Source organism: Lacrimispora sphenoides (genome assembly GCF_900105215.1).
GTDB lineage: Bacteria > Bacillota > Clostridia > Lachnospirales > Lachnospiraceae > Lacrimispora > Lacrimispora sphenoides_A.
Genome location: NZ_FOIP01000001.1, coordinates 2,670,521 through 2,691,213 on the forward strand (window position 1 = coordinate 2,670,521; position 20,693 = coordinate 2,691,213).

Below are 20,693 nucleotides of genomic sequence, written 5' to 3' on the forward strand. Positions count from 1 at the left end.
AGAGTATATATGATACTTCGTACCATGACATTGGAGGATTATTACCAGGTGCATAAGCTATGGACAGGAATCAAAGGATTTGGAATCCGTACGGTAGACGATTCAAGAGAAGGCGTGGAAAAGTTTTTGAAGAGAAATCCCCAAACCAGCGTGGTGGCAGAAGAGGACGGAATTATCATAGGATCCATCCTATGCGGGCATGACGGGCGGCGGGGCTGTATGTATCATGTTTGTGTGGCAGAGGAATACCGACAGAATGGAGTAGGACATAAAATGGCTCTGGAAGCAATGAAACGGCTGCAAAAAGAAGGGATCAGCAAGGTAAACCTAATTGCTTTTAAGTCCAATACTTTGGGAAATGAATTCTGGAGCAAGTCCGGCTGGACATACCGCAATGATATTAATTATTACGATTTTAACCTAAATGAGGTTAACTCCGTAAATTTTGTTGATTAAGTGAGGGAAATGAGATGAATTTAAAAAGAATATCTGCAGAATTTTCCGTGTGTAAGCTGTCTGGTCCAGCGGAAATTGGAACACTTGACATTACCTCCGGATTCTGGTTTCTGGGAAAGACAGACGAGGAGCTGTCGCTGGTATGCGAAACTTCCTCAGTTCCCCAAAATGCCGCGGAGCGGGAGGATGGTTTTTTGGCATTCCGAATAGAAGGAATCCTGGATTTTTCCCTCATCGGGATTTTATCAAAAATATCAACGGTACTGGCAGATCATGGAATCGGGATATTTGCAGTATCCACATTTAATACGGATTACATTCTTGTGAAAAAGGAAAATTATGAAAAGGCTTTAAATCATCTGTTGGCCGCAGGGTATACGGTCACAGGAACAAAGGAGGAAGACTGATATGAAGCAGGTAGACGGCGGAGTAACCGCGGCAAAAGGATTTAAGGCGGCATCCACAGCAGCGGGAATTAAATATAAAGACAGAAAAGACATGGCGATGATTTACAGCGAGGTGCCCTGTAAGGCAGCAGGAACCTTTACCACCAATATTGTAAAAGCAGCCCCTGTAAAATGGGATAAGGTCATTGTGGAAAATTCCCCATGCGCCCAGGCAGTTGTTGTCAATGCGGGCATCGCCAATGCCTGTACAGGAGAGGAAGGGCTTCGTTACTGTATGGAAACAGCAGAAGCGGCGGCGGATAGCCTTTCTATCCCTGTCAGTTCCGTACTGGTGGCGTCCACCGGTGTGATCGGGAAGCAGCTTCCTATGGACCGAATTGTGGCAGGCGTGAAAGCCATGGTGCCTGCTCTTGACGGCAGCCAGGAAAGCGGGACGGCAGCGGCCATAGCCATTATGACTACGGATACGGTAAAGAAAGAGGTTGCAGTTCAATTTGAAGCCGGAGGAAAGACCATTACCATGGGCGGCATGTGCAAGGGCTCCGGAATGATCCATCCCGACATGTGCACCATGCTAAGCTTTGTTACCACTGATGCGGCTATTTCCAAAGAGCTTCTGCAGGAAGCATTAAGAGAGGACATCAAAGATACCTACAACATGATTTCCGTGGATGGGGACACCTCCACCAATGACACCGTGCTCCTTCTTGCAAACGGCATGGCGGGGAATGAAGAGATCCAGACAAAGAACGAGGATTATGAAGCATTTTGCATGGCGCTTAATTTCATTAATGAAGTTCTTGCAAAGAAGATGGCAGGCGATGGGGAAGGCTGTACCGCACTGTTTGAGGTAAAGATCGTTGGAGCGGAAACAAAGGAACAGGCGGTGACCCTTTCAAAATCAGTAATCACCTCCAGCCTGACCAAGGCTGCTATTTTCGGCCATGACGCCAACTGGGGCAGGATCCTTTGCGCCATGGGTTATTCCGGGGTCATATTTGATCCGGAAAAGGTGGACCTATATTTTGAGAGCGCAGCGGGAAAGTTAAAAATCATTGAAAACGGAGTCGCTCTTTCCTACAGTGAAGAGGAAGCCACCAGGATCTTATCGGAACCGGAAGTGACAGCAACTGCGGATATTAAATTGGGAGAAGCCACAGCTACGGCCTGGGGATGCGACCTGACCTTTGATTATGTGAAGATCAATGCGGATTACCGTTCATAAGAAGGGCAATACCTGTATATCAAAAACGTAGTCTGGAAACACCTTACTGGTATCCCTTTACGCCCTGTAAAACGGGGCGGGCTCTGCCAGAAAACAGGCAGGAAAGAGGAAAGGAGAAATTTATATGCAACTGGATCATAGCATTATGGAAAAAGCAGAGGTACTGATAGAAGCCCTCCCGTATATACAGCGTTTCAACCGCAAAATCATTGTAGTGAAATACGGCGGCAGCGCCATGGTGGATGAGGAATTGAAAAAGCAGGTCATCCAGGATGTAGTGCTTTTAAAACTGGTGGGCTTCAAGCCTATTATTGTTCACGGCGGGGGAAAGGAAATCAGCAGGTGGGTAGAAAAGTCAGGCATGGAGCCTCATTTTGTCAATGGCCTCCGGGTAACCGATGAACCTACTATGGAGATTGCAGAGATGGTACTTAACCGGGTCAATAAAAGCCTGGTGCAGATGGTTAATGAGCTGGGGGTAAAAGCCGTGGGAATCAGCGGAAAAGACGGTATGATGTTAAAATGCCAGAAACGCTATTCAAACGGAGAGGACATTGGTTTTGTGGGAGATATTACAGAGGTGGATCCTCAAATCATATATGATTTACTGGAAAAGGATTTTCTTCCCATCATATGCCCTGTGGGCTTTGACGAGAATTTTGAAACCTATAATATCAATGCTGATGATGCAGCCTGTGCCATTGCCACGGCTATGGAAGCGGAGAAGCTGGCTTTTTTGACAGATGTTGAGGGCGTTTATAAGGATTTTCAGAATAAGGAATCCCTTATTTCGGAAATGTCCATGGCTGAAGCGCAGGAATTTGTGGAAAGCGGGATGCTTGGGGGAGGTATGCTCCCTAAGCTTCAAAACTGCATCGATGCCATGAAGCAGGGAGTATCCAGGGTACATATCATGGATGGACGGATTCCCCATTGCCTGCTTTTGGAAATATTTACGAACAGGGGGATCGGAACGGCCATAATGAGTGCAGGAGAGGAGCGTTTTTATCATGCGAAGCAAGCAGGAGTACATTGAGAAAGCAGAATCGGAGATTTATAAGACCTACAACCGTTTTCCTATTGTTTTTGACCATGGGGATGGTGTCCGTCTCTATGATACGGATGGAGAGGAATATCTGGATTTTGGAGCCGGGATCGCTGTCATGGGTTTGGGCTATAATGACCCGGAATTTAATGAAGTCTTAAAGGAGCAGTTGGATAAGTTACTTCATACCTCTAATTTATTTTATAATGTCCCGGCCGTGGAAGCGGGAGAACTGATTTTAAAGGCCTCTGGCATGGATAAGGTTTTTTTTACCAACAGCGGAACGGAAGCGGTGGAAGGCGCATTAAAGATAGCCAGAAGATACGCTTACAATAAGGACGGAGGCCATGACCACGAAATCATTGCCATGAAACATTCCTTTCACGGCAGGAGCTTTGGAGCTCTTTCCGTAACAGGTAATGATCATTACCAGGAACCTTTTAAGCCTTTGCTTCCGGGGATAAAATTTGCGGATTTTAATGATCTGTACAGTGTAAAAGACCTGCTGAACGATAAGACCTGCGCCATAATTATGGAAACCGTTCAGGGAGAAGGGGGAATCTATCCGGCCAGCGAGGAATTTTTAAAGGGTGTAAGAGCACTTTGTGATGAGCATGACATGCTGCTGATTCTTGATGAGATCCAGTGTGGAATGGGGCGGACCGGTACCATGTTCGCCTGGCAGAAGTACGGTGTAAAGCCGGATGTGATGACCGTGGCAAAGGCTTTGGGAAACGGCGTGCCAGTGGGAGCATTCCTGGCAGCAGGAAAAGCCGCGACAGCCATGTCCCCCGGCGACCATGGAACTACCTACGGCGGAAACCCCTTTGTGACAGCTGCGGCGTTCAAGGTGCTGGAACTGTTTGAAAAGAGAAAGATCGTGGACCATGTAAAGGAAATGGGAGAGTATCTTACAAAGAAGCTTAAATCCCTGGCGGACCGGTATGATATCGTAAGTTCACAAAGAGGTATCGGCCTGATCCAGGGCCTGGAGTTTTCTGTGCCGGTTGCTCCCATTGTGAGCCAGGCACTGTTAGAAAAAAATCTGGTGCTCATCAGTGCCGGGGCGAATGTTATTCGCTTTGTTCCTCCGCTGGTGATCGAAAAAGAGCATATGGATGAAATGGTGGAGAAACTGGAGGCGGTACTGAAGAGTCAGATTTAACATTTTTACCGGAGCTTTCGGAAGGAATTCTGAAGGCTCCGGCTTTTTTAATCTGCTCTCACATCTTAAATAATTCCGGCTCAATCCTGTTAACATTAGTTTCCAAAGAGTTCTGGTCAATGAGTGCCACAATGAAAGCATCTGCGGCTCCGGTAGTATCCATAGTAAGGGGAGGCAAGTAAGTATCCCTGGAAGGAGGAATTCTTTAGATAGCAACCGGAATGCACAAGGGTGATGATCACGGTCTTTGGCCCTTGTCTCATAAATTCATCGGCTTTCCCTTCCGCATCAGTAATATCCGGACACAATAGTTTTACCTGGCTTTCCACCTTTTATTTATTAATTATAACAAGTAATGAATGATGTAAAGTTAATTATATAGCAGATATGCGTATTTTCTAATAAGCATTATGAATGAAGCTGACAAATAGGTATAAGAAAGCAGTTTAATAAAATGCTTTTTTGTGCAAAAGTACTTGACATCTTATTCTAAGGATGGTAGCATTGGCTTAAGAAATACAGATAATAAAGCTGTTTTATTTTTTGGCAAAAAGGAAAAACGTTTTACCTAAAGAAAAAAGTAAAATGATATCCTTTTACACTATATTTTTAAAGGAGGTATTTCAATGAAAAAAAGAGTTTTGAGCATTCTGATGACGGCAGCACTGGTGGTATCGCTGGCCGGCTGTTCCGGCGGGGCAGGAGCAGCGAAGGAGGCCGGTAAGACGGTGGAGGCAACCGCAGGGACAACTGCAAAGGCAGCATCAGAGAATGGGGAAGGAAAGGAAATGGCAGGAGCCGGAAAAAGGGTATGTATCGTGTATTCCGGTAATTTAGGGGACAAGTCATATAACGATTCCTGCAATGAGGGGGCAAAAGAGGCTGCCGCAGATTATGGAGTGGAAATTAAAAATCTGGAGGGCACATCTGCAGAAGAATGGGAGGCAAACTTTTTATCTGCTTGCGAGGACGGTTATGATCTCGTTATCTGTTCTTCCTCTAACTTTGAAGAGTATATGAAAGAGCATTGTGCCAGCTATCCGAATGTAAAGTTTGCAATTATTGATACCACGGTGGAAGGCGATAATATCGTATCCATAAGCTTCGCACAGAATCAGGGTTCTTTCCTGGCAGGTGCGGCTGCAGCCATGTTTACCCAGAAAACAGATATTGAAGGGGTAAACCCGGACAAGATCATTGGCTGGGTAGGAGGAATGGATATTCCGGTTCTTCATGATTTCTTTACTGGATATGAGCAGGGAGCAAAATACATAGACCCGGATATTAAGGTTCTTCAGTCTTTTGCAGGAACATGGAACGATCCGTTAAAGGGCAAGGAGCTGACTCTGGCGCAGTTTGATCAGGGAGCGGATATCGTAATGAACGTAGCATCCGGCACAGGCCCTGGAATTCTGGAAGGAGCAAAGGAAGCAGGAAAATATGCCATAGGTGTGGATTTAAACCAGGATAATGACCAGCCGGGAAGCGTACTGACTTCTATGGTAAAGCGTGTGGATACAGCCTGCTATCTGGCAATCCAGTCAGTGGTTGAAGACACATTTAAGGGAAATTCCACTTCTTATCTGACCATAAAGGAAGAAGGCGTCGGCCTGACCGATTTCAGTGTGATGAAAGAGCACCTAGGAGATAAATTCCCTGAAGACATCGTAGAAAAAGTAAAAGAACTGGAAGAGAAGATCGTTTCCGGAGAAATTGTCGTAGAGAATTATACCGGCTTCGGTGCAAATAAATAGCAGGAACTGAAATGAATGCAGAATGGTTTGGATTTCCTGATTCCCCTCGGGTTTCCAAACCATTTTACAATCATAAGGTGCGGGAGACGGCTACTAACATAAAGAAGAGGGTGAAAGTTTGAGCGAATATGTAATTGAAATGAAGGATATTGTAAAATCATTCGGAAATGTTCATGCAGTAAGGAACGGGCAGTTTACCTTAAAAAAGGGTGAGATCCATTCTCTGATCGGAGAAAATGGAGCCGGAAAGTCCACCATGATGAAGCTGCTTTACGGTATGTATCCCATTGATGACGGAAGCATCCGGATCCATGGAGATCATATTCCATCCATCTCTCCTAAAATTGCCATTGAAAAAGGCATCGGAATGGTGCATCAGGAATTTATGCTGGTCAATGAGCTGACAGTATTAGAAAACATTATTCTGGGATTTGAACCCCGGCATGGTATCACCATTGATTTTGATAAAGCCAGAAAGACGGTGGAACAGTATATCAGTCAGTATGGAATGGATATCCAGCTCGGGAAGAAGATTAATCAGATATCAGTAGGTGAAGCACAAAGGGTGGAGATCATCAAAACTTTAACAAGGGGAGCCAATGTGATCATTCTGGATGAGCCTACGGCAGTCCTGACGCCCCAGGAAACGAGACAGCTTTTTGTAATTCTTCAGAATTTAAGAAAAGATGGAAAATCCCTGGTGTTTATCTCTCATAAATTGAATGAGGTCATGGAGATTTCTGACCGCATAAGCGTAATGCGTCAGGGTAATTATATTGGAAGTGTAAATAAGGAAGAGACTTCCCCGGCAGAGCTTGCAAAAATGATGATCGGAAGGGAAGTATTTTTAAATATTGAAAAAACCCAGACAAAGCCGGGGGAAAAGGTTCTGGAAGTAAAGGATGTATGGGTTTCCGGAGAAAAGGAGATCTCAAAGATCAGGGGAGTATCACTGGATGTCCGGGAGGGAGAGATCGTTGGTATAGCGGGAATCGATGGAAACGGACAGAGTGAGCTGATTGAGGCAATCGCAGGACTCCGGCAGGTTGAGAAAGGATGCGTGCTTTTAGACGGAAAAGAGATAGCGGGCCTTAGTCCAAAGCAGATCAGGAAAGCCGGATTGTCCCATATTCCGGAAGACCGCAATACAAGGGGCTTAAACCGGTCCATGAGCATCAAGGAAAACCTCATAGCCGTACAGGTAGGGGAAACTCCATTTTGCCGGGGCGTCGTACGAAATGATAAGGAAACCCTGGAATATGCTAAAAAGTTGTCTGAAGTTTTTGACATCCGTCCCAGAGATCCTGAAATATCTACCCAGTCTCTGTCAGGCGGAAATGCACAAAAGGTCGTAGTTGCAAGGGAAGTTTCTATTGGGGGGAAACTTCTGGTTGCATCCCAGCCTACCAGAGGGGTTGATATCGGAGCTATTGAATCCATCCGGAAAATTCTGCAGGAGGTCAAAGCCAAAGGAATGGGAGTTTTGCTGGTTTCTGCTGACTTGGAGGAAATCTTGTCCCTTTCAGACCGGATCGTTGTCATGCACGAAGGCAGGATAACAGGAAGGCTGAAGGCAGAGGAAGCCAACGAGGATAATCTGGGATTACTGATGATGGGCGGAACTGCATCGGCTGAAGAAAGGGGAAGTACAACATGAATGTAGCGGTAAAGAGCATACAGAAAATTTTACTTACCATGCTGCTTGCATTGGCAATCGGTGCCTTATTTATCCTGTTTATCGGGGAAAATCCCCTGGAAGCCTATGGGGCACTGCTGCGTGGTGCATTTAACGGGAAGCTCAAGATAGGAACCACCCTGGCCAGCTTTACGCCCCTTCTCCTCACCTCTTGTGCGTTTGCGGTCGCGGCAAAAGCGGGAGCATTCAACGTAGGAGTGGAAGGTGAGGTGTTTCTTGGAGGTATTACTGCCGCATATATCGGAATCAACTGGACATTTCTTCCGGCTCCTGTCCTCTTAATCGTCTGCTTTCTGGGAGCCATGGCAGTGGCGGCATTGTGGGCACTTATTCCAGCGGTACTAAAGGCTTATTACCGTGTGAGTGAGGTTTGTGTGACCATTCTCATGAACAGCGTAGCCCTGTACATAACCTCTTATCTGGTCAGCGGCCCCATGAGTGCAGGCGTGGCCAATGCCCAGTCTCTGCCGGTGACGGTGAACCTGCCTCAGTTTATGAAGCCAAGCAGTGTCAATGCAGGACTTTTCATAGCCCTTATCACAGTGGTTCTTATGATCTGGGTCTTAAACAAGACTACTTTTGGATATAAGGTAAAAACAGTGGGAACCAACCCATCTCATGCGGAGTATGTGGGCATCAGTCCTAAGAAGATATTTATACAATCCATGATGCTAAGCGGGGCATTGGGCGGTATGGCTGGCTGCATTGAAGTTTTGGGGGTTCACGGTTATTTCCTGAATAATTTTGCGGCGGGGCTTGGTTCCAATGGCATGCTGGCCTCTTTGATCGTTAAAAACAATCTGGCTTTTGCACCCTTTATGTCCTTCTTCCTGGCGGTGTTAAAATCAGGAGCCATGGGGATGCAGCAGAGTACCGGTGTACCAAAATCGATTGTTGACACCATAACAGCAGTATTCATTATTGTAGCAACCATGGAGCTTCTGTTTCAGTTTAAGAATAAGAAAACTAAAAAGGAAAAGAGCAAATAGGAGGAGGCAGGACTATGGATTTAGGAAAAATTTTCAGCGTATCTTTGATATATGCAACCTTTCGTTCTGCCACGCCTATTATTTATGCGGCATTGTGTGCAGCCATTACTCAGCAGGCAGATATTTTAAATATCGGAACGGAAGGAATCATGCTGACCGGTGCATTTGCGGCAGTAGCAGTCAGCTATTTAACCGGAAGCTGGCTTTTGGGAGTCGTAGTTGCCATGATTGCAGGGCTTATTATGGCCATGATCATGGCAGTAGGCCATATCCGTTATAAAGCGGAGATCTGTGCCATCGGTATGGGCATCAATTTATTTGCACTGGCGATCACCAAGTTTCTTTTAAACAGCGTCTTGGGAAAAAGCGGTACGTTTTCAGAACCGGGGATCATTGCGATTCCAAGAGTCAGTCTTCCATTTCTGGCTAAAGTCCCATTTTTGAAAGAGATTTTTGATAACTGGTGCATCACCGAGTGGTTTGTTATTGTACTGATTATACTGGTCTGGTTTGTATTTTATAAAACGGTCTGGGGCCTTCGCTTAAGGGCAGTCGGCCAGTTTCCAATGGCAGCACAGACGGCAGGAATTAATGTAAATTCCATGAAATACAGGGCCATAGCCATATCGGGCCTGATCGGAGGCCTGGCAGGAGCCCATTTATCCCTGGGATACAGCAAAATGTTTACGGAGAATATGACAAATGCCAGGGGATTTATGGGAGTGGCGGCTATGTATTTCGGAGGTGCCCACCCAATCCTGACAGCAGCTGGATGTCTGGTGTTCGGGTTGACAGATTCCATAGGTGCCAGGCTTCAGGCTTACGGCGTGCCGTCCCAGCTGGTACTTTTGATGCCTTATGTGGTGACCATAGCTACCCTGGCAGTATCCATGGCATCTAAACTGGCAAGGGAAAAGAAGAAAAAGAGTGCGTTAGCAAAAGCTTAAAAAGGAGAATAATCAATGGAAAAACAGAAAGTTATCCTGGACTGCGATCCAGGACACGATGATGCGGTGAACATATTACTGGCAGGAAAAAACAGTGGGATAGAGGTGCTGGGTATTACAGTGGTGGCAGGAAACCAGTCCCTTGAAAAAACCACAAGAAATGCCCTGAATATCTGTCAGTACCTGGGACTTAATATCCCCGTCTATGCCGGCTGCGGACAGCCCATGATCCGGGATAAGCAGCTTCTTGCAGGAGATATCCATGGAGAAAGCGGACTTGACGGTCCGGTTTTTGAACCATTACAGAAAAAGGAAGAGGCGGAGCATGGGGTAATGTTTCTCGTCAAAACTCTGATGGAATCGGAAGGTGACATTATTCTGGTGCCAACAGGTCCCCTGACCAATATTGCCATGGCCATGAGAATGGAGCCCCGCATTATACCAAAGATAAAAAGAATTGTTCTCATGGGAGGCTGCTATCAGCTGGGGAATGTAACTCCGGCGGCTGAATTTAATATTATCGCTGATGCAGATGCGGCCCATGTGGTATTTTCCAGCGGCCGCCCCATTACTATGGTAGGGCTTGATGTGACCAGGAAAGTGCTTTGTTATCCCCAGGTGGTAAAACGGATGGAAGAGATCGGCACTCCGGCAGCCCACCTGTTTACAGAGCTGATGGGACATTTCAACAAGAGCCAGAAGGAAGTGTTCGGCTGGGATGGCGGGCCTCTCCATGACCCGGTAACCATTGCTTCCATCATTGATCCAGAGCTTCTGGTGACAAAACCTATGTTTACGGAAGTGGATATCAGAAGCGTACAAAGCTACGGAAGGACCAATTGTGACTTCTTTGGCTACAGTCATAGAGAAGCCAATGTGGATGTGGCCGTGGATATTGATGTAGAACGTTTCTGGGATCTGATCGAGACGGGAATCCGGGCTTATGGTTCGTGAGGTGGATGATGGAACAATTGAAAGAAGTACTGGAAAGCAACAGAGAAGAATATGTTAAATATTTATCAGAACTGATTGCCATAGATACCCAGGATATTGGACATGGGATTGCCGGAGGAAGAGAAAAAGAGGGGCAGGAATATTTAATCCGGCTATTGGAAGAGATGGGAGCGGATCAGATAGAGAGAGATCCCATGACCGAAGAGACGATCGCAGCCTCCATAGAAACATATGGGGAAGGCAATCCTGGTCATGACTATAAGGACCGCTATAACGTCTATGCCGTTTTTAAAGGGCAGGGAAGCAAGAGCCTGATGTTTAACGGTCACATGGATACCATGCCTCCGGGGGATGAGTCCCAGTGGAATGTGCCTCCTCATGCTCCGGAAATCGCAGATGGCAAGCTGTTCGGCCTGGGGGCTGCGGATATGAAAGGTGGCCTTATGGCTTCCGTCATGGCAGTAAAGCTTTTAAAGGATGCCGGTATTCCTCTTCCTCTTAACGTCCACATCTGCTCGGTGTGTGATGAAGAGGGAGGCGGCAACGGCTCTATTCAGGCGGTTATGAGAGGAAAACGGGCAGATGGAGTGGTGGTCTGCGAGCCAACATCCGGAGAACTGATTCTGGCTCATATGGGATTTGTATTTATGAAAGTTCAGGTCACCGGGAAATCCAATCATTCCGGCGCAAAATGGCTGGGTGTGAGCGCCATTGAAAAGGCAATAAAGATCATAGAAAGACTGAATGAACTGGAGCATGGCTGGCTGCTTGGCCTTAAGCACCCCCTTCTTCCTGCCCCTAATTTAAACGTAGGAACTATTCATGGAGGAAGTGCGGGATCCACGGTTGCCGGGAATTGTGAATTTGAGATGTGTATCCACTACCTTCCTGGCCTGATGAGCCATGAGCAGGTAGTAGCTGAGGTCACAGACGAGATCAGGCGCCTGGCAGAAAGTGATTTATGGCTGCGGGAGCATATGCCGGAAATCAGTATATATCAGGCAGGAGGTCCTTTTGAGATGGAAAAGGGGCCGTTTGTAGACAGCTTTGAAAGAGCATTTGAAAAAGCGGAGGGAAAACCAGTGGTTATAAAGGGCTCTCCGGCTGGCTGTGACTCCAGGTTGTGGAGGAATATAGCCGGTTGTCCAACCATACAGTTTGGACCCGGAAATCTGGAACAATGCCATTCCGTAAATGAGTATATTCAGATAGAAGAATATCTTAAGGCAATTCATATTTATGCACAATTGATTTTAGAATGGGGAAAGGAAGACAGGACAGATGAATAAGAAAATATTATTGGCAGGAGAATCCTGGATGAGTTATACTACACATGTAAAGGGGTTTGATTCTTTTTATACCTCTTCCTATGAGACGGGAGAAAAGTGGCTGAAAAAGGCACTGGAGAAAGCTGGTTACGAGGTAACGTTCCTTCCAAATCACCTGGCATCGGACGAATTTCCATTCACCATGGAAGAATTAAAGCAGTATGACGGGGTCATTCTGTCCGATATCGGAGCAAATACCCTGCTTCTTCCTGTGGCAACCTTTACACACAGCCGTAAGATGCCGGACCGTTGTAAGCTGATCCGGGATTATGTTCTGGATGGAGGGGCACTTTTAATGATCGGGGGATATATGACATTTTCAGGCGTAGATGCAAAGGGAAAGTGGCATGATACCGCTGTCCAGGAAGTTCTTCCTGTGGAGGTTTTGACTGTGGATGACAGAATGGAGCACTGTGACGGTGCAAAGCCTGTTGTAGGAGAAGCCCATGAAGCCATATCCGGACTTCCGTCGGACTGGCCGGAGGTTTTGGGATACAATAAAACAGTGGCAAAGCCGGAAGCAATTATACCCGTTACCATAGAAAATGATCCGTTCCTGGCACTGGGAACCTATGGAAAAGGAAGAAGTGCAGCATTTACCACGGATTGCGCCCCTCACTGGGCTCCGCCGGAATTTTGTGAGTGGGAATATTACGATCAGCTTTGGAAGGGGATCTTTGACTGGCTGACGGAGAAATAGAGGGATTGGAATGAAGAAGGTAGGCTGGGAAGAGGAAGCGGTACAGCTTTTAAAGGATTTGATGGGAATCAGAACAGTCAACGGAAAAGACGGAGAGAAACCGGCAGCAGAATATATCTGCCAATACTTAAATAACCGTGGAGTGAAGGCCTTTGTTCAGGATATTGGAGAAGGAAGGGGAAACGTAATTGCCCTGCTTCCGGGAGATGATGCGGATAAGGGAATGATCTGGAATGGACATTTGGACACGGTGGACTACGGTCAGCTTGAGAGCTGGGACCGGCAGCCATGGACTCCGGTGATACATAACGGTTTCCTCTTTGGGCGGGGAGCCAGTGACATGAAGAGCGGACTGGCTGCCCTGGTATATGTTCTCGGTATGCTGGGGGAGGCTGGGAAGAAGCCGAAAACCTCCATCCAGTTTCTGGGGACATGTGACGAAGAGCGGGGAGGGACCGGAGCAAAGGCCATTATTTCCGGCGGACATATGATGGAAGCATCGACTTTACTGATCGGAGAACCTACGGGCTGTACCGTGGGAATCGGACAAAAAGGCTGTATCTGGCTAGAATTGGAAGTAAGAGGTAAGACCAGCCACGGGGCATATCCGGAAGAAGGCTGCAATGCAGTTACCTGTGCATATGAAGCGGCCGAGGGTCTGGCAGACTGGATCCGTGGACATGGCCATCCGGTACTTGGAAGCGCTACTGCCCAGATTACAGAAATCCAGGGAGGGATACAACCAAACATGACACCGGATGTGTGTACTGTTTTATTAGATATCCGGACCGTGCCGGGACTTACTTTTGAAAAGATTCTCTGCCGGCTGGAGACGATATTTCAGGACATCAGCCGGAATTCAGGAGGTATCCCCAGTCTGACTACTACAATAAAAAATCACAGAATAAGCATTGAAGCGGACAAGGCTTCCTGGGGAGTTTCCCAGCTGGTAAAGAGTATGGAGGCTGCCGGAATTAAGGAAGCCTATTCAGGAATTTCCTACTTTACGGATGCCTCCATACTGGCGGAAGGAAAAGAAGGGCTGACGACCGTCTTATTTGGACCAGGCTCGGCAGATATGGCGCACAAGCCCAATGAATGTGTATGCATCGCGGATTACCTTAAGGCAGTACGGGCATTGACAAATATGGCAGCAGCGAGGAGTGAGGATGAGAGCAACAATTAAGGACATTGCGAATGACACAGGACTATCTGTGACGACGGTATCTCTGGTATTAAATGGGAAGGCCCATAAGATACCGGAGGATACAAAAAAACGGATTATGGAATCGGCACAAAAGCTTAACTATCGGCCGAATCAGCTGGCAGTCAGTCTGGTTAAAAAGAGAAGTAAAACCATAGGTCTAATTATTCCTGATATCGGAAATATCTTTTACGCCAATATGGTAAAGGGGATTGAGGAGTGCTGCAGGGAGTATGGCAGAACACTGGTCTTGTGCAATACCAACGATCTCCATAAGAGGGACATGGAATATATCCGTTTTCTGGCTGACCAGGGTGTAGACGGAATCATCTATGTCATGTCCAGAGAAAGTGATGAGACAGCCGGTAAAGAATCGGTTCGCTTATTGGAACAGCTGCAGCTGCCGTTTGTGCTTCTGGACCGCTTTCTTACGGATGTGGACTGCGCAGAAGTTATCCTGGATCATGAAATGGGAGGGTATCTGGCAGCGAAACATCTGGCAGAGCTTGGCCATAAGAAGATCGCCTGTGTAACAGGTCCTGCAAATTTGGCGGATTCAGAAAGAAGATTGAAAGGATATGCCCGCGCGCTGCAGGAATTTCATATTCCTTTTGATGAAAGGCTGGTTTATGAAGGTGATTATACCATGGAATGCGGGGAACGTGCTGTAACGGCGCTGATGCAGTATGGATATACGGCAGTATTTGCCTGCAACGACCTATCAGCTTTTGGAGTGTGCAGGCAGCTGTCCCAATATCATAAGAAAGTACCTGTAGATATATCGGTGGTAGGATATGATGATGTTTTGTATGCGGAAATGATGGCGGTTCCTCTTACAACGGTCAGACAGCCTGTATATGAGATGGGAGTTGAGTCAGTCAAACGGCTGATTTCCCTGATAAAAAAGAAAAAAGTAGATAATAAGACTGCGGTATTTGAACCGAAATTGATTATAAGAAGCAGTACCATGGGAATTAGACAGGAGTACAATATATGAAAATATTAAATTTTGGTTCTTTGAATATTGATTATGTTTACCAGATGGATCATTTTGTCAGAGAGGGAGAAACCATATCCTCAGATTCTTTGGAGATATTTTGCGGAGGAAAAGGCCTCAATCAGTCTCTGGCACTGAGCAAAAGCGGCGTTAAAGTCTGGCATGCAGGAGCGGTTGGGGAACTGGACGGTGAAATATTGACCCAGCAGCTGGAGCAGTTCGGCATAGATACAAGTAATATTAAGCGGGTAAAAAATAAGACAGGCCATGCCATAATACAAAAGAATCAGGAAGGGCAAAATGGCATCCTTTTATATGGCGGAGCGAATCAGGAAATAACAAAGGATCAGGTGGACCAAGTATTAAATGAGTTTGGGGAAGGGGATTTTCTCATTCTTCAAAACGAAATCAACGAAGTTGGATATATTATGGAGCAGGCATACGGGAAAGGAATGAGAATCGTTTTGAATCCTTCCCCCATGAACCGCAAAATATGGAGTTACCCTCTTCATTATGTGGAGTTTTTTATATTGAATGAGATTGAAGCCGGGGATATCTGTCAAAAATCCGGTAGCGGCAGAGAACTCCTGGGTCAGTTGGCTGAAAAATTCCCGGGCGCAAAGATTCTTTTGACACTGGGACAAGATGGTTCTTTATACAAAGACGGCGATCAGGTGTTTGAGCAGGAAATCTATGAGGTACAGGTGGTTGATACAACAGGGGCCGGGGATACCTTTACCGGCTATTTTATAGGCGGACTTGCTCTGGGAGAAACTCCCGGACAGGCTTTGGATCATGCGGCAAAGGCAGCTTCCATTGCAGTATCCAGAGCAGGTGCTGCACCTTCGATACCCACGAGGGATGAAGTTTTAAATGGATATTAAAGCTAAATGCAAAAAGAGGAGGCACCCGGGAGATCAGATCCCAGGGCTTCTTTTTTAGTTCGCTGAACGATACAGAGATTACTTGTGTACCAATGATAAGAAAAACGACATGGAACTGTGCTAAATGCACAAAAAAAACGTACCGTGTAAAATAAAATTAGAAATCTGTATTAAAAATATTGACGAAATCTATTTAATTTAGTATAATAAGTGAAAGAAATACGATTTACTGGAAGTGTTACTGTTCGGCAGGCCTGGCCAGGATGATGTAAGGTTGCAGATAATAATGTTTAGCTGCGGTTTTACATGATCTTGGCCTTTTTTATTTGAGAAGGTGAACTTATTGTATGTAGAAAAGCGTATCAATAATAATGTACTTTTGGCTTCAGAGGATGGACAGCAGATGGTTCTGGTGGGGAAAGGCATTGGTTTTCAGGCTTACCCTGGTAATAAAATAGATAAAAGCAGGATTGAGAAAACCTTTTATCCTACAAACAACATGACGTTCACTCAAATGGCAGCCCTTATGACGGGGTGTGGACCAAATGAGTTAAGGGCAGTTTTTAAAATTGTAAATATGGCCAAGGAGACATTTAAAGAATTAAATGACAATATGTTCTTTTCTTTACTTGACCATTTATCCTTTGCCCTTAAGCGTCGCGAAATTCAGATGGATATAGTAAATCCGCTGGAATGGGAGATAAAGAAGTTCTACTCCAGAGAATACCAGATGGGCATTAAGGCATTAGAAATTATAAAGGCTGATTTAGGGACGCAGCTTCCTGACAGCGAAGCCGCATTTTTTGCCCTTCACATTGTTAATGCACAGATAGATAGTGTAACGGGTGAGGAGATTTTTGGGATCACGGAAATGACAAATTCTATTTTAAAGCTGGTCAAGTATTTTTATCAGTGCGAGTTTGATGAGGACAGCGTGTTCTTTAACCGTTTTATAACTCATGTAAGGTATTATCTGATGAGACGGTTAAAAGGTGAGGAGGTCGCCTCTACAGAAAGGGAGATTATTGACTCAGTCCGCAAAGCAGATTCCCAGGCTTACGAATGTGCGAACAAGATTGCCCAGTATATTTATGAGCGTCAGAGATGGGAAACTTCCGAAACAGAGAAAATGTTCTTAATGCTACATATTATTAATTTAGTAAAAAAGGTAAATAAATAAGGGATTCGTTACAGTTCGGCTGGCAAGACCCAAACCTGCCTGACAGTGGATTACTGTCAGGCAGGTCTGGGTCTTTTGTTTATATTATGTTCTGCCATTATCCCCTGCTCTGCGCAGAGGAAGTGCGGCTGCATAAGGCATCGTGCTCCGATGAGGTTTTGATGGAACTGAAAATCTGCTATTTGGCTGTGAAAGCGCGCACCAGCCAGGCTGATGGAAAATTGCAATTTTATGATGTAAAAGGAGGAGTAAAATGGAACGAGAAGAATTAGCAAGAAAAATTATAGAGCATGTAGGCGGGATAGGAAATATCAAGTCTTTGTCCCATTGCATGACACGGCTTCGGTTTTTCTTATTGGATGACAATAAAGTCAGCGAAGAGGAATTAAAGAAACTTTCCATACTTGGTGTCCAGAAGCAGGGAGGCCAGTACCAGGTTATCGTAGGAAATGACGTATCCAAGGTATATAAGGAAATCATTAAGCAGTATCCGGGGATTGCCGGAGGAGAAAATGTCCCGGATAACTCCGGAGAGAAGAAAGGAAGTATTTTTAACCGTATGCTTGCAACACTGACTGCCATATTGGTTGCACCGCTTTCCGCTATTATCGGCGGCGGTTTGATATTGGGTATCCGGTATATGTTTACTACCCTGCACATTTTGCCGGGTGACAGCTCACTTATTTTCCTGCTTACGGTAATTGGTAATTCCTCCCTTTATTTTTTCCCATTTCTGCTTGCGGTTTCGGCTGCCAAGCGATTCAATACCAACATTTACATGGCTATGGGGATAGCAGCTGCCATGTTGGATCCCAATATCATAGCAAAGGTTGGGGAAGATCCGGTAAGGCTTTTTGGGGCAATACCTATTCCTATGATTAATTATGGAAGCAGTGTTATACCTATTATCCTGGCGGTATGGTTCATGAGCAAGGTATATGGCTGGCTGGATGACCATCTGCCTTCAATGATTACCGTTATATTTGTTCCTCTGCTGACTTTTTTGATTGTTATTCCAATAAACTTAATATTAATCGCGCCTCTGGCTACTTACCTGACAACTTATGTATCAAATGGTCTTGAGTGGCTGATAAACTTGAATCTTGGAATCGCAGGTTTTGTGATCGGCTCGACCCGCCCGCTGCTGGTATTGGTAGGTTTGCATCATGCCGTCCGCCCCCTTCAGTATATGCAGTTAGAAACCCTTGGATATACCATAATTTCCCCGGCTACTTTTATATCCACCATGTCCCAGGCAACCGCTGCATTTGCAGTTGCAGTACTTGTTAAAGACCGGAAGAGTAAGCAGATTGCAACTTCTTCCACCATTTCAGGCTATTTAGGTATTACCGAGCCTGCTCTGTATGGAATTATCTTTAAATATCGGGCAGCTCTGGTGGGCTGTATCTTAGGCGGCGGCCTTGGGGGTATGGTAAGTACCATGATGGGGGCGAAGGCCTTTTCATCAGGGCTGCCCAGTCTATTGACAACCCCGATATTCATGGGGGATAAGCCCCTATCCATAGTTTTCGGCCTGATTGTAATGTTTGTGTCTACATTCGGAATTACGTGGTTTCTTGGAAAAACTGTGTTTAAGCTGAATGATAACGTGGTCTTAACCAATGGAATATCTGAAGTCGAAGCGGCTAAGGGGAAAGCAGAACCAGGGCATCTGGTGTTCAGCCCTGTCAGTGGGCAGATCTGTAAACTGGAGGTTATTAATGACGAAACATTCTCCAGCAAATTATTAGGTGAAGGTATTGGAATCGTTCCGAGTGAAAACTTGGTTGTCGCTCCTGGGGATGGTACGGTCAATACAGTTTTCCATACCAACCATGCACTTGGTCTGATTACGGAGGATGGTACGGAGGTACTTATTCATATCGGACTTGATACGGTCAAACTGGAAGGGGAATTCTTTACTGCCAGATGTAAGGCAGGGGATAAGGTGAAAAAAGGGGATGCTCTTATTGAGTTTGACCGGGAACAGATTGCAGCAGCTGGTTATGATACCACGGTTATTGTAGTGATTTCTAATACCCTGGCGTATGGGAATATCCAGCCTGAATTTGAAGATGGGCCTATTTTTGCAGGCGAGAAAATATTAACTGTCAGATAGAAAACTGGTATACCTCTATGTCCAAAAAGCATGGACAATAATAAGGAACACCCTACGGGTATACCTCTATGTCCAAAAAGCACGGACAGTAATAAGGAAACACCCTACGGGTATACCTTTATGTCCAAAAAGCATGGACAATAATAAGGAAAGGAGAATGGATATGTTAAAACATGCACCTAACGGCTTTCCAATAGGATTTCTATGGGGAAGTGCGTCCGCAGCATGCCAGATAGAGGGTGGCTGTAGCGAAGGAGGGAAGGGCCTGAGCGTAGCAGATGTGGCAATGAAGCAGGGAAAGGAAGTTCCACGAAAAGATTATAAAAACGTTACAAAAGAACAGATAAATGCAGCAGAAGGCTACGTTGGGGAGGAACGGTATCCTAAGAGACATGGTGTGGATTATTATCACCGTTTCAAGGAGGATATTGCCTTGTGTGCCCAAATGGGATTCACAGCCTTTCGAATGTCGATTGCCTGGAGCCGGCTTTTTCCAAATGGTGATGAGTTAGAGCCTAATCCTGAGGGAGTGGGATTCTACCATGAGGTGTTTAAAGAACTGAAGAAATATAAAATAGAACCCATTGTGACTCTTTCCCACTTTGAGATGCCTCTTCATCTGGTCACCCAATATGGTGGCTGGGCTGATCGTAAGCTGATTGATATGTTTGTTCGTTACTGCAAAGTTTGCTTTGACGAATATGGGAGCTATGTCACTTATTGGATCAATTTTAATGAAATGAACGGTACCCGCTTTAATACTTTTTATTCAACCGGCATCGTCCGGGAGGATTGGGGAGATAAGTTTGAGCAGGCTACCTACCAGGCCGCTCATAACCAGTTTGTCGCTTCTGCTAAAGCTGTCAAATATTTGAGAGAGACAAGGACTAATGCCAGGATGGGCTGCATGGTGGTTCCATTTACCCGTTATCCAGGTACATGCAAGCCGGAGGATGTGATGAAGATGCAGCATGACATGCATCTGGACTGCTATTTTTATACGGATATTTATATGAGGGGAGAGTATCCTGGATATGCGCTCCGTTACTTTGATGACCATCAGATCCAACTTGAGACGGAGGATAAGGATTTTGAACTGATAAAAACATATACGGTCGATTACCTGACTTTCAGCTATTATTCCACCAGCATATCCAGCGTAGAGCAGGAGGGCTGGGAAACAACAGACGGGAATTTAAGCCAGCAGCTTAAAAATCCCTACCTGGAAGCATCTGAATGGGGCTGGCAGATTGATCCCATGGGACTGCGCTATCAGCTTAGCTGCTTTGCAGACCGGTATCCGGGAGTAGAAATGATGGTGGTCGAAAACGGCCTTGGCGCTCAGGATATTGTAGAAGCAGACGGCAGCATCCAGGATGATTACCGTATTGATTACCTTCGCCGCCATATTGAGCAGATCAAGGAATCCATTCGTGATGGGGCCAATGTGATTGGATATACATCCTGGTCTTCCATGGATTGTATTTCTTCTGGCACTTCTGAAATGGCAAAGCGTTATGGATTCATTTATATTGATTTGGATGATAACAATGAAGGGACTCTTGAAAGAAAACCAAAGAAATCGTTTTACTGGTATAAGAAGGTAATCGAGACTAACGGAGAGAAATTATAAAAAAGAGGGG

General features: G+C 45.6%; 18 protein-coding genes. All 18 read left to right on the plus strand.

The features are described from left to right. Window positions 1-9 precede the first annotated feature (9 nt). The 18 genes from BMW45_RS12120 to BMW45_RS12210 all read left to right on the plus strand — a co-directional run bounded on the left by BMW45_RS12120 (window position 10) and on the right by BMW45_RS12210 (window position 20,683). Window positions 10-456: a GNAT family N-acetyltransferase gene (locus tag BMW45_RS12120; RefSeq protein ID WP_092243858.1), complete on the plus strand. Its 447-nt coding sequence runs from the start codon at window positions 10-12 to the stop codon at window positions 454-456. 14 nt (window positions 457-470) lie between these two features. Next, window positions 471-863 (plus strand): ACT domain-containing protein, encoded by a 393-nt coding sequence (locus BMW45_RS12125; protein ID WP_092243860.1) that lies wholly within the window; start codon window positions 471-473, stop codon window positions 861-863. A gap of 1 nt (window position 864) precedes the next feature. Beyond that, window positions 865-2,088, plus strand: a complete 1,224-nt coding sequence (argJ, locus tag BMW45_RS12130; protein ID WP_092243863.1) for a bifunctional glutamate N-acetyltransferase/amino-acid acetyltransferase ArgJ — start codon at window positions 865-867, stop codon at window positions 2,086-2,088. 124 nt (window positions 2,089-2,212) lie between these two features. After that, a complete protein-coding gene (gene argB / locus BMW45_RS12135; RefSeq protein WP_029702057.1) occupies window positions 2,213-3,124 on the plus strand; it encodes an acetylglutamate kinase in 912 nt (303 codons plus the stop codon). Beyond that, window positions 3,099-4,298, plus strand: coding sequence for an aspartate aminotransferase family protein (locus tag BMW45_RS12140; protein WP_092243865.1), 1,200 nt, complete (start codon window positions 3,099-3,101; stop codon window positions 4,296-4,298). The genes argB and BMW45_RS12140 overlap by 26 nt, the downstream gene beginning before the upstream one ends. A 626-nt stretch (window positions 4,299-4,924) precedes the next feature. Then, the gene (locus BMW45_RS12150) at window positions 4,925-6,052 is read left to right on the plus strand and encodes a BMP family lipoprotein (protein WP_092243869.1); all 1,128 of its coding nucleotides are present in this window, start codon (window positions 4,925-4,927) and stop codon (window positions 6,050-6,052) included. Between the two features lie 139 nt (window positions 6,053-6,191). Further along, the gene (locus tag BMW45_RS12155) at window positions 6,192-7,709 is read left to right on the plus strand and encodes an ABC transporter ATP-binding protein (RefSeq protein WP_166433395.1); all 1,518 of its coding nucleotides are present in this window, start codon (window positions 6,192-6,194) and stop codon (window positions 7,707-7,709) included. Then, a complete protein-coding gene (locus BMW45_RS12160; RefSeq protein ID WP_025234657.1) occupies window positions 7,706-8,737 on the plus strand; it encodes an ABC transporter permease in 1,032 nt (343 codons plus the stop codon). Before BMW45_RS12155 ends, BMW45_RS12160 begins: the two co-directional genes overlap by 4 nt. Window positions 8,738-8,751: 14 nt before the next feature. Next, on the plus strand, window positions 8,752-9,684 hold the full coding sequence (locus BMW45_RS12165) for an ABC transporter permease (RefSeq protein ID WP_092243874.1): 933 nt from the start codon (window positions 8,752-8,754) through the stop codon (window positions 9,682-9,684). 15 nt (window positions 9,685-9,699) lie between these two features. Next, a complete protein-coding gene (locus BMW45_RS12170; RefSeq protein WP_092243877.1) occupies window positions 9,700-10,638 on the plus strand; it encodes a nucleoside hydrolase in 939 nt (312 codons plus the stop codon). Window positions 10,639-10,643: 5 nt separating this feature from the next. Next, complete coding sequence (locus BMW45_RS12175) at window positions 10,644-11,927, plus strand: M20 family metallopeptidase (RefSeq protein WP_092243880.1); 1,284 nt, start codon at window positions 10,644-10,646, stop codon at window positions 11,925-11,927. Further along, window positions 11,920-12,666 carry a glutamine amidotransferase gene (locus BMW45_RS12180; RefSeq protein WP_092243883.1) on the plus strand — a complete coding sequence of 249 codons (747 nt, stop codon included), beginning with the start codon at window positions 11,920-11,922 and terminating at the stop codon, window positions 12,664-12,666. Before BMW45_RS12175 ends, BMW45_RS12180 begins: the two co-directional genes overlap by 8 nt. 10 nt (window positions 12,667-12,676) lie before the next feature. After that, window positions 12,677-13,852 carry a M20 family metallopeptidase gene (locus BMW45_RS12185; protein ID WP_092243886.1) on the plus strand — a complete coding sequence of 392 codons (1,176 nt, stop codon included), beginning with the start codon at window positions 12,677-12,679 and terminating at the stop codon, window positions 13,850-13,852. Continuing rightward, window positions 13,836-14,867, plus strand: a complete 1,032-nt coding sequence (locus tag BMW45_RS12190; protein WP_092243889.1) for a LacI family DNA-binding transcriptional regulator — start codon at window positions 13,836-13,838, stop codon at window positions 14,865-14,867. Before BMW45_RS12185 ends, BMW45_RS12190 begins: the two co-directional genes overlap by 17 nt. Further along, window positions 14,864-15,751 carry a ribokinase gene (locus BMW45_RS12195; protein WP_092243892.1) on the plus strand — a complete coding sequence of 296 codons (888 nt, stop codon included), beginning with the start codon at window positions 14,864-14,866 and terminating at the stop codon, window positions 15,749-15,751. Before BMW45_RS12190 ends, BMW45_RS12195 begins: the two co-directional genes overlap by 4 nt. A gap of 343 nt (window positions 15,752-16,094) precedes the next feature. Further along, on the plus strand, window positions 16,095-16,931 hold the full coding sequence (locus tag BMW45_RS12200; protein ID WP_166433340.1) for a PRD domain-containing protein: 837 nt from the start codon (window positions 16,095-16,097) through the stop codon (window positions 16,929-16,931). Window positions 16,932-17,184: 253 nt separating this feature from the next. Beyond that, window positions 17,185-19,050 (plus strand): glucose PTS transporter subunit IIA, encoded by a 1,866-nt coding sequence (locus BMW45_RS12205; protein ID WP_092243898.1) that lies wholly within the window; start codon window positions 17,185-17,187, stop codon window positions 19,048-19,050. Window positions 19,051-19,213: 163 nt separating this feature from the next. Next, window positions 19,214-20,683 (plus strand): glycoside hydrolase family 1 protein, encoded by a 1,470-nt coding sequence (locus tag BMW45_RS12210; protein ID WP_092243901.1) that lies wholly within the window; start codon window positions 19,214-19,216, stop codon window positions 20,681-20,683. The last annotated feature ends 10 nt before the right edge of the window (window positions 20,684-20,693 follow it).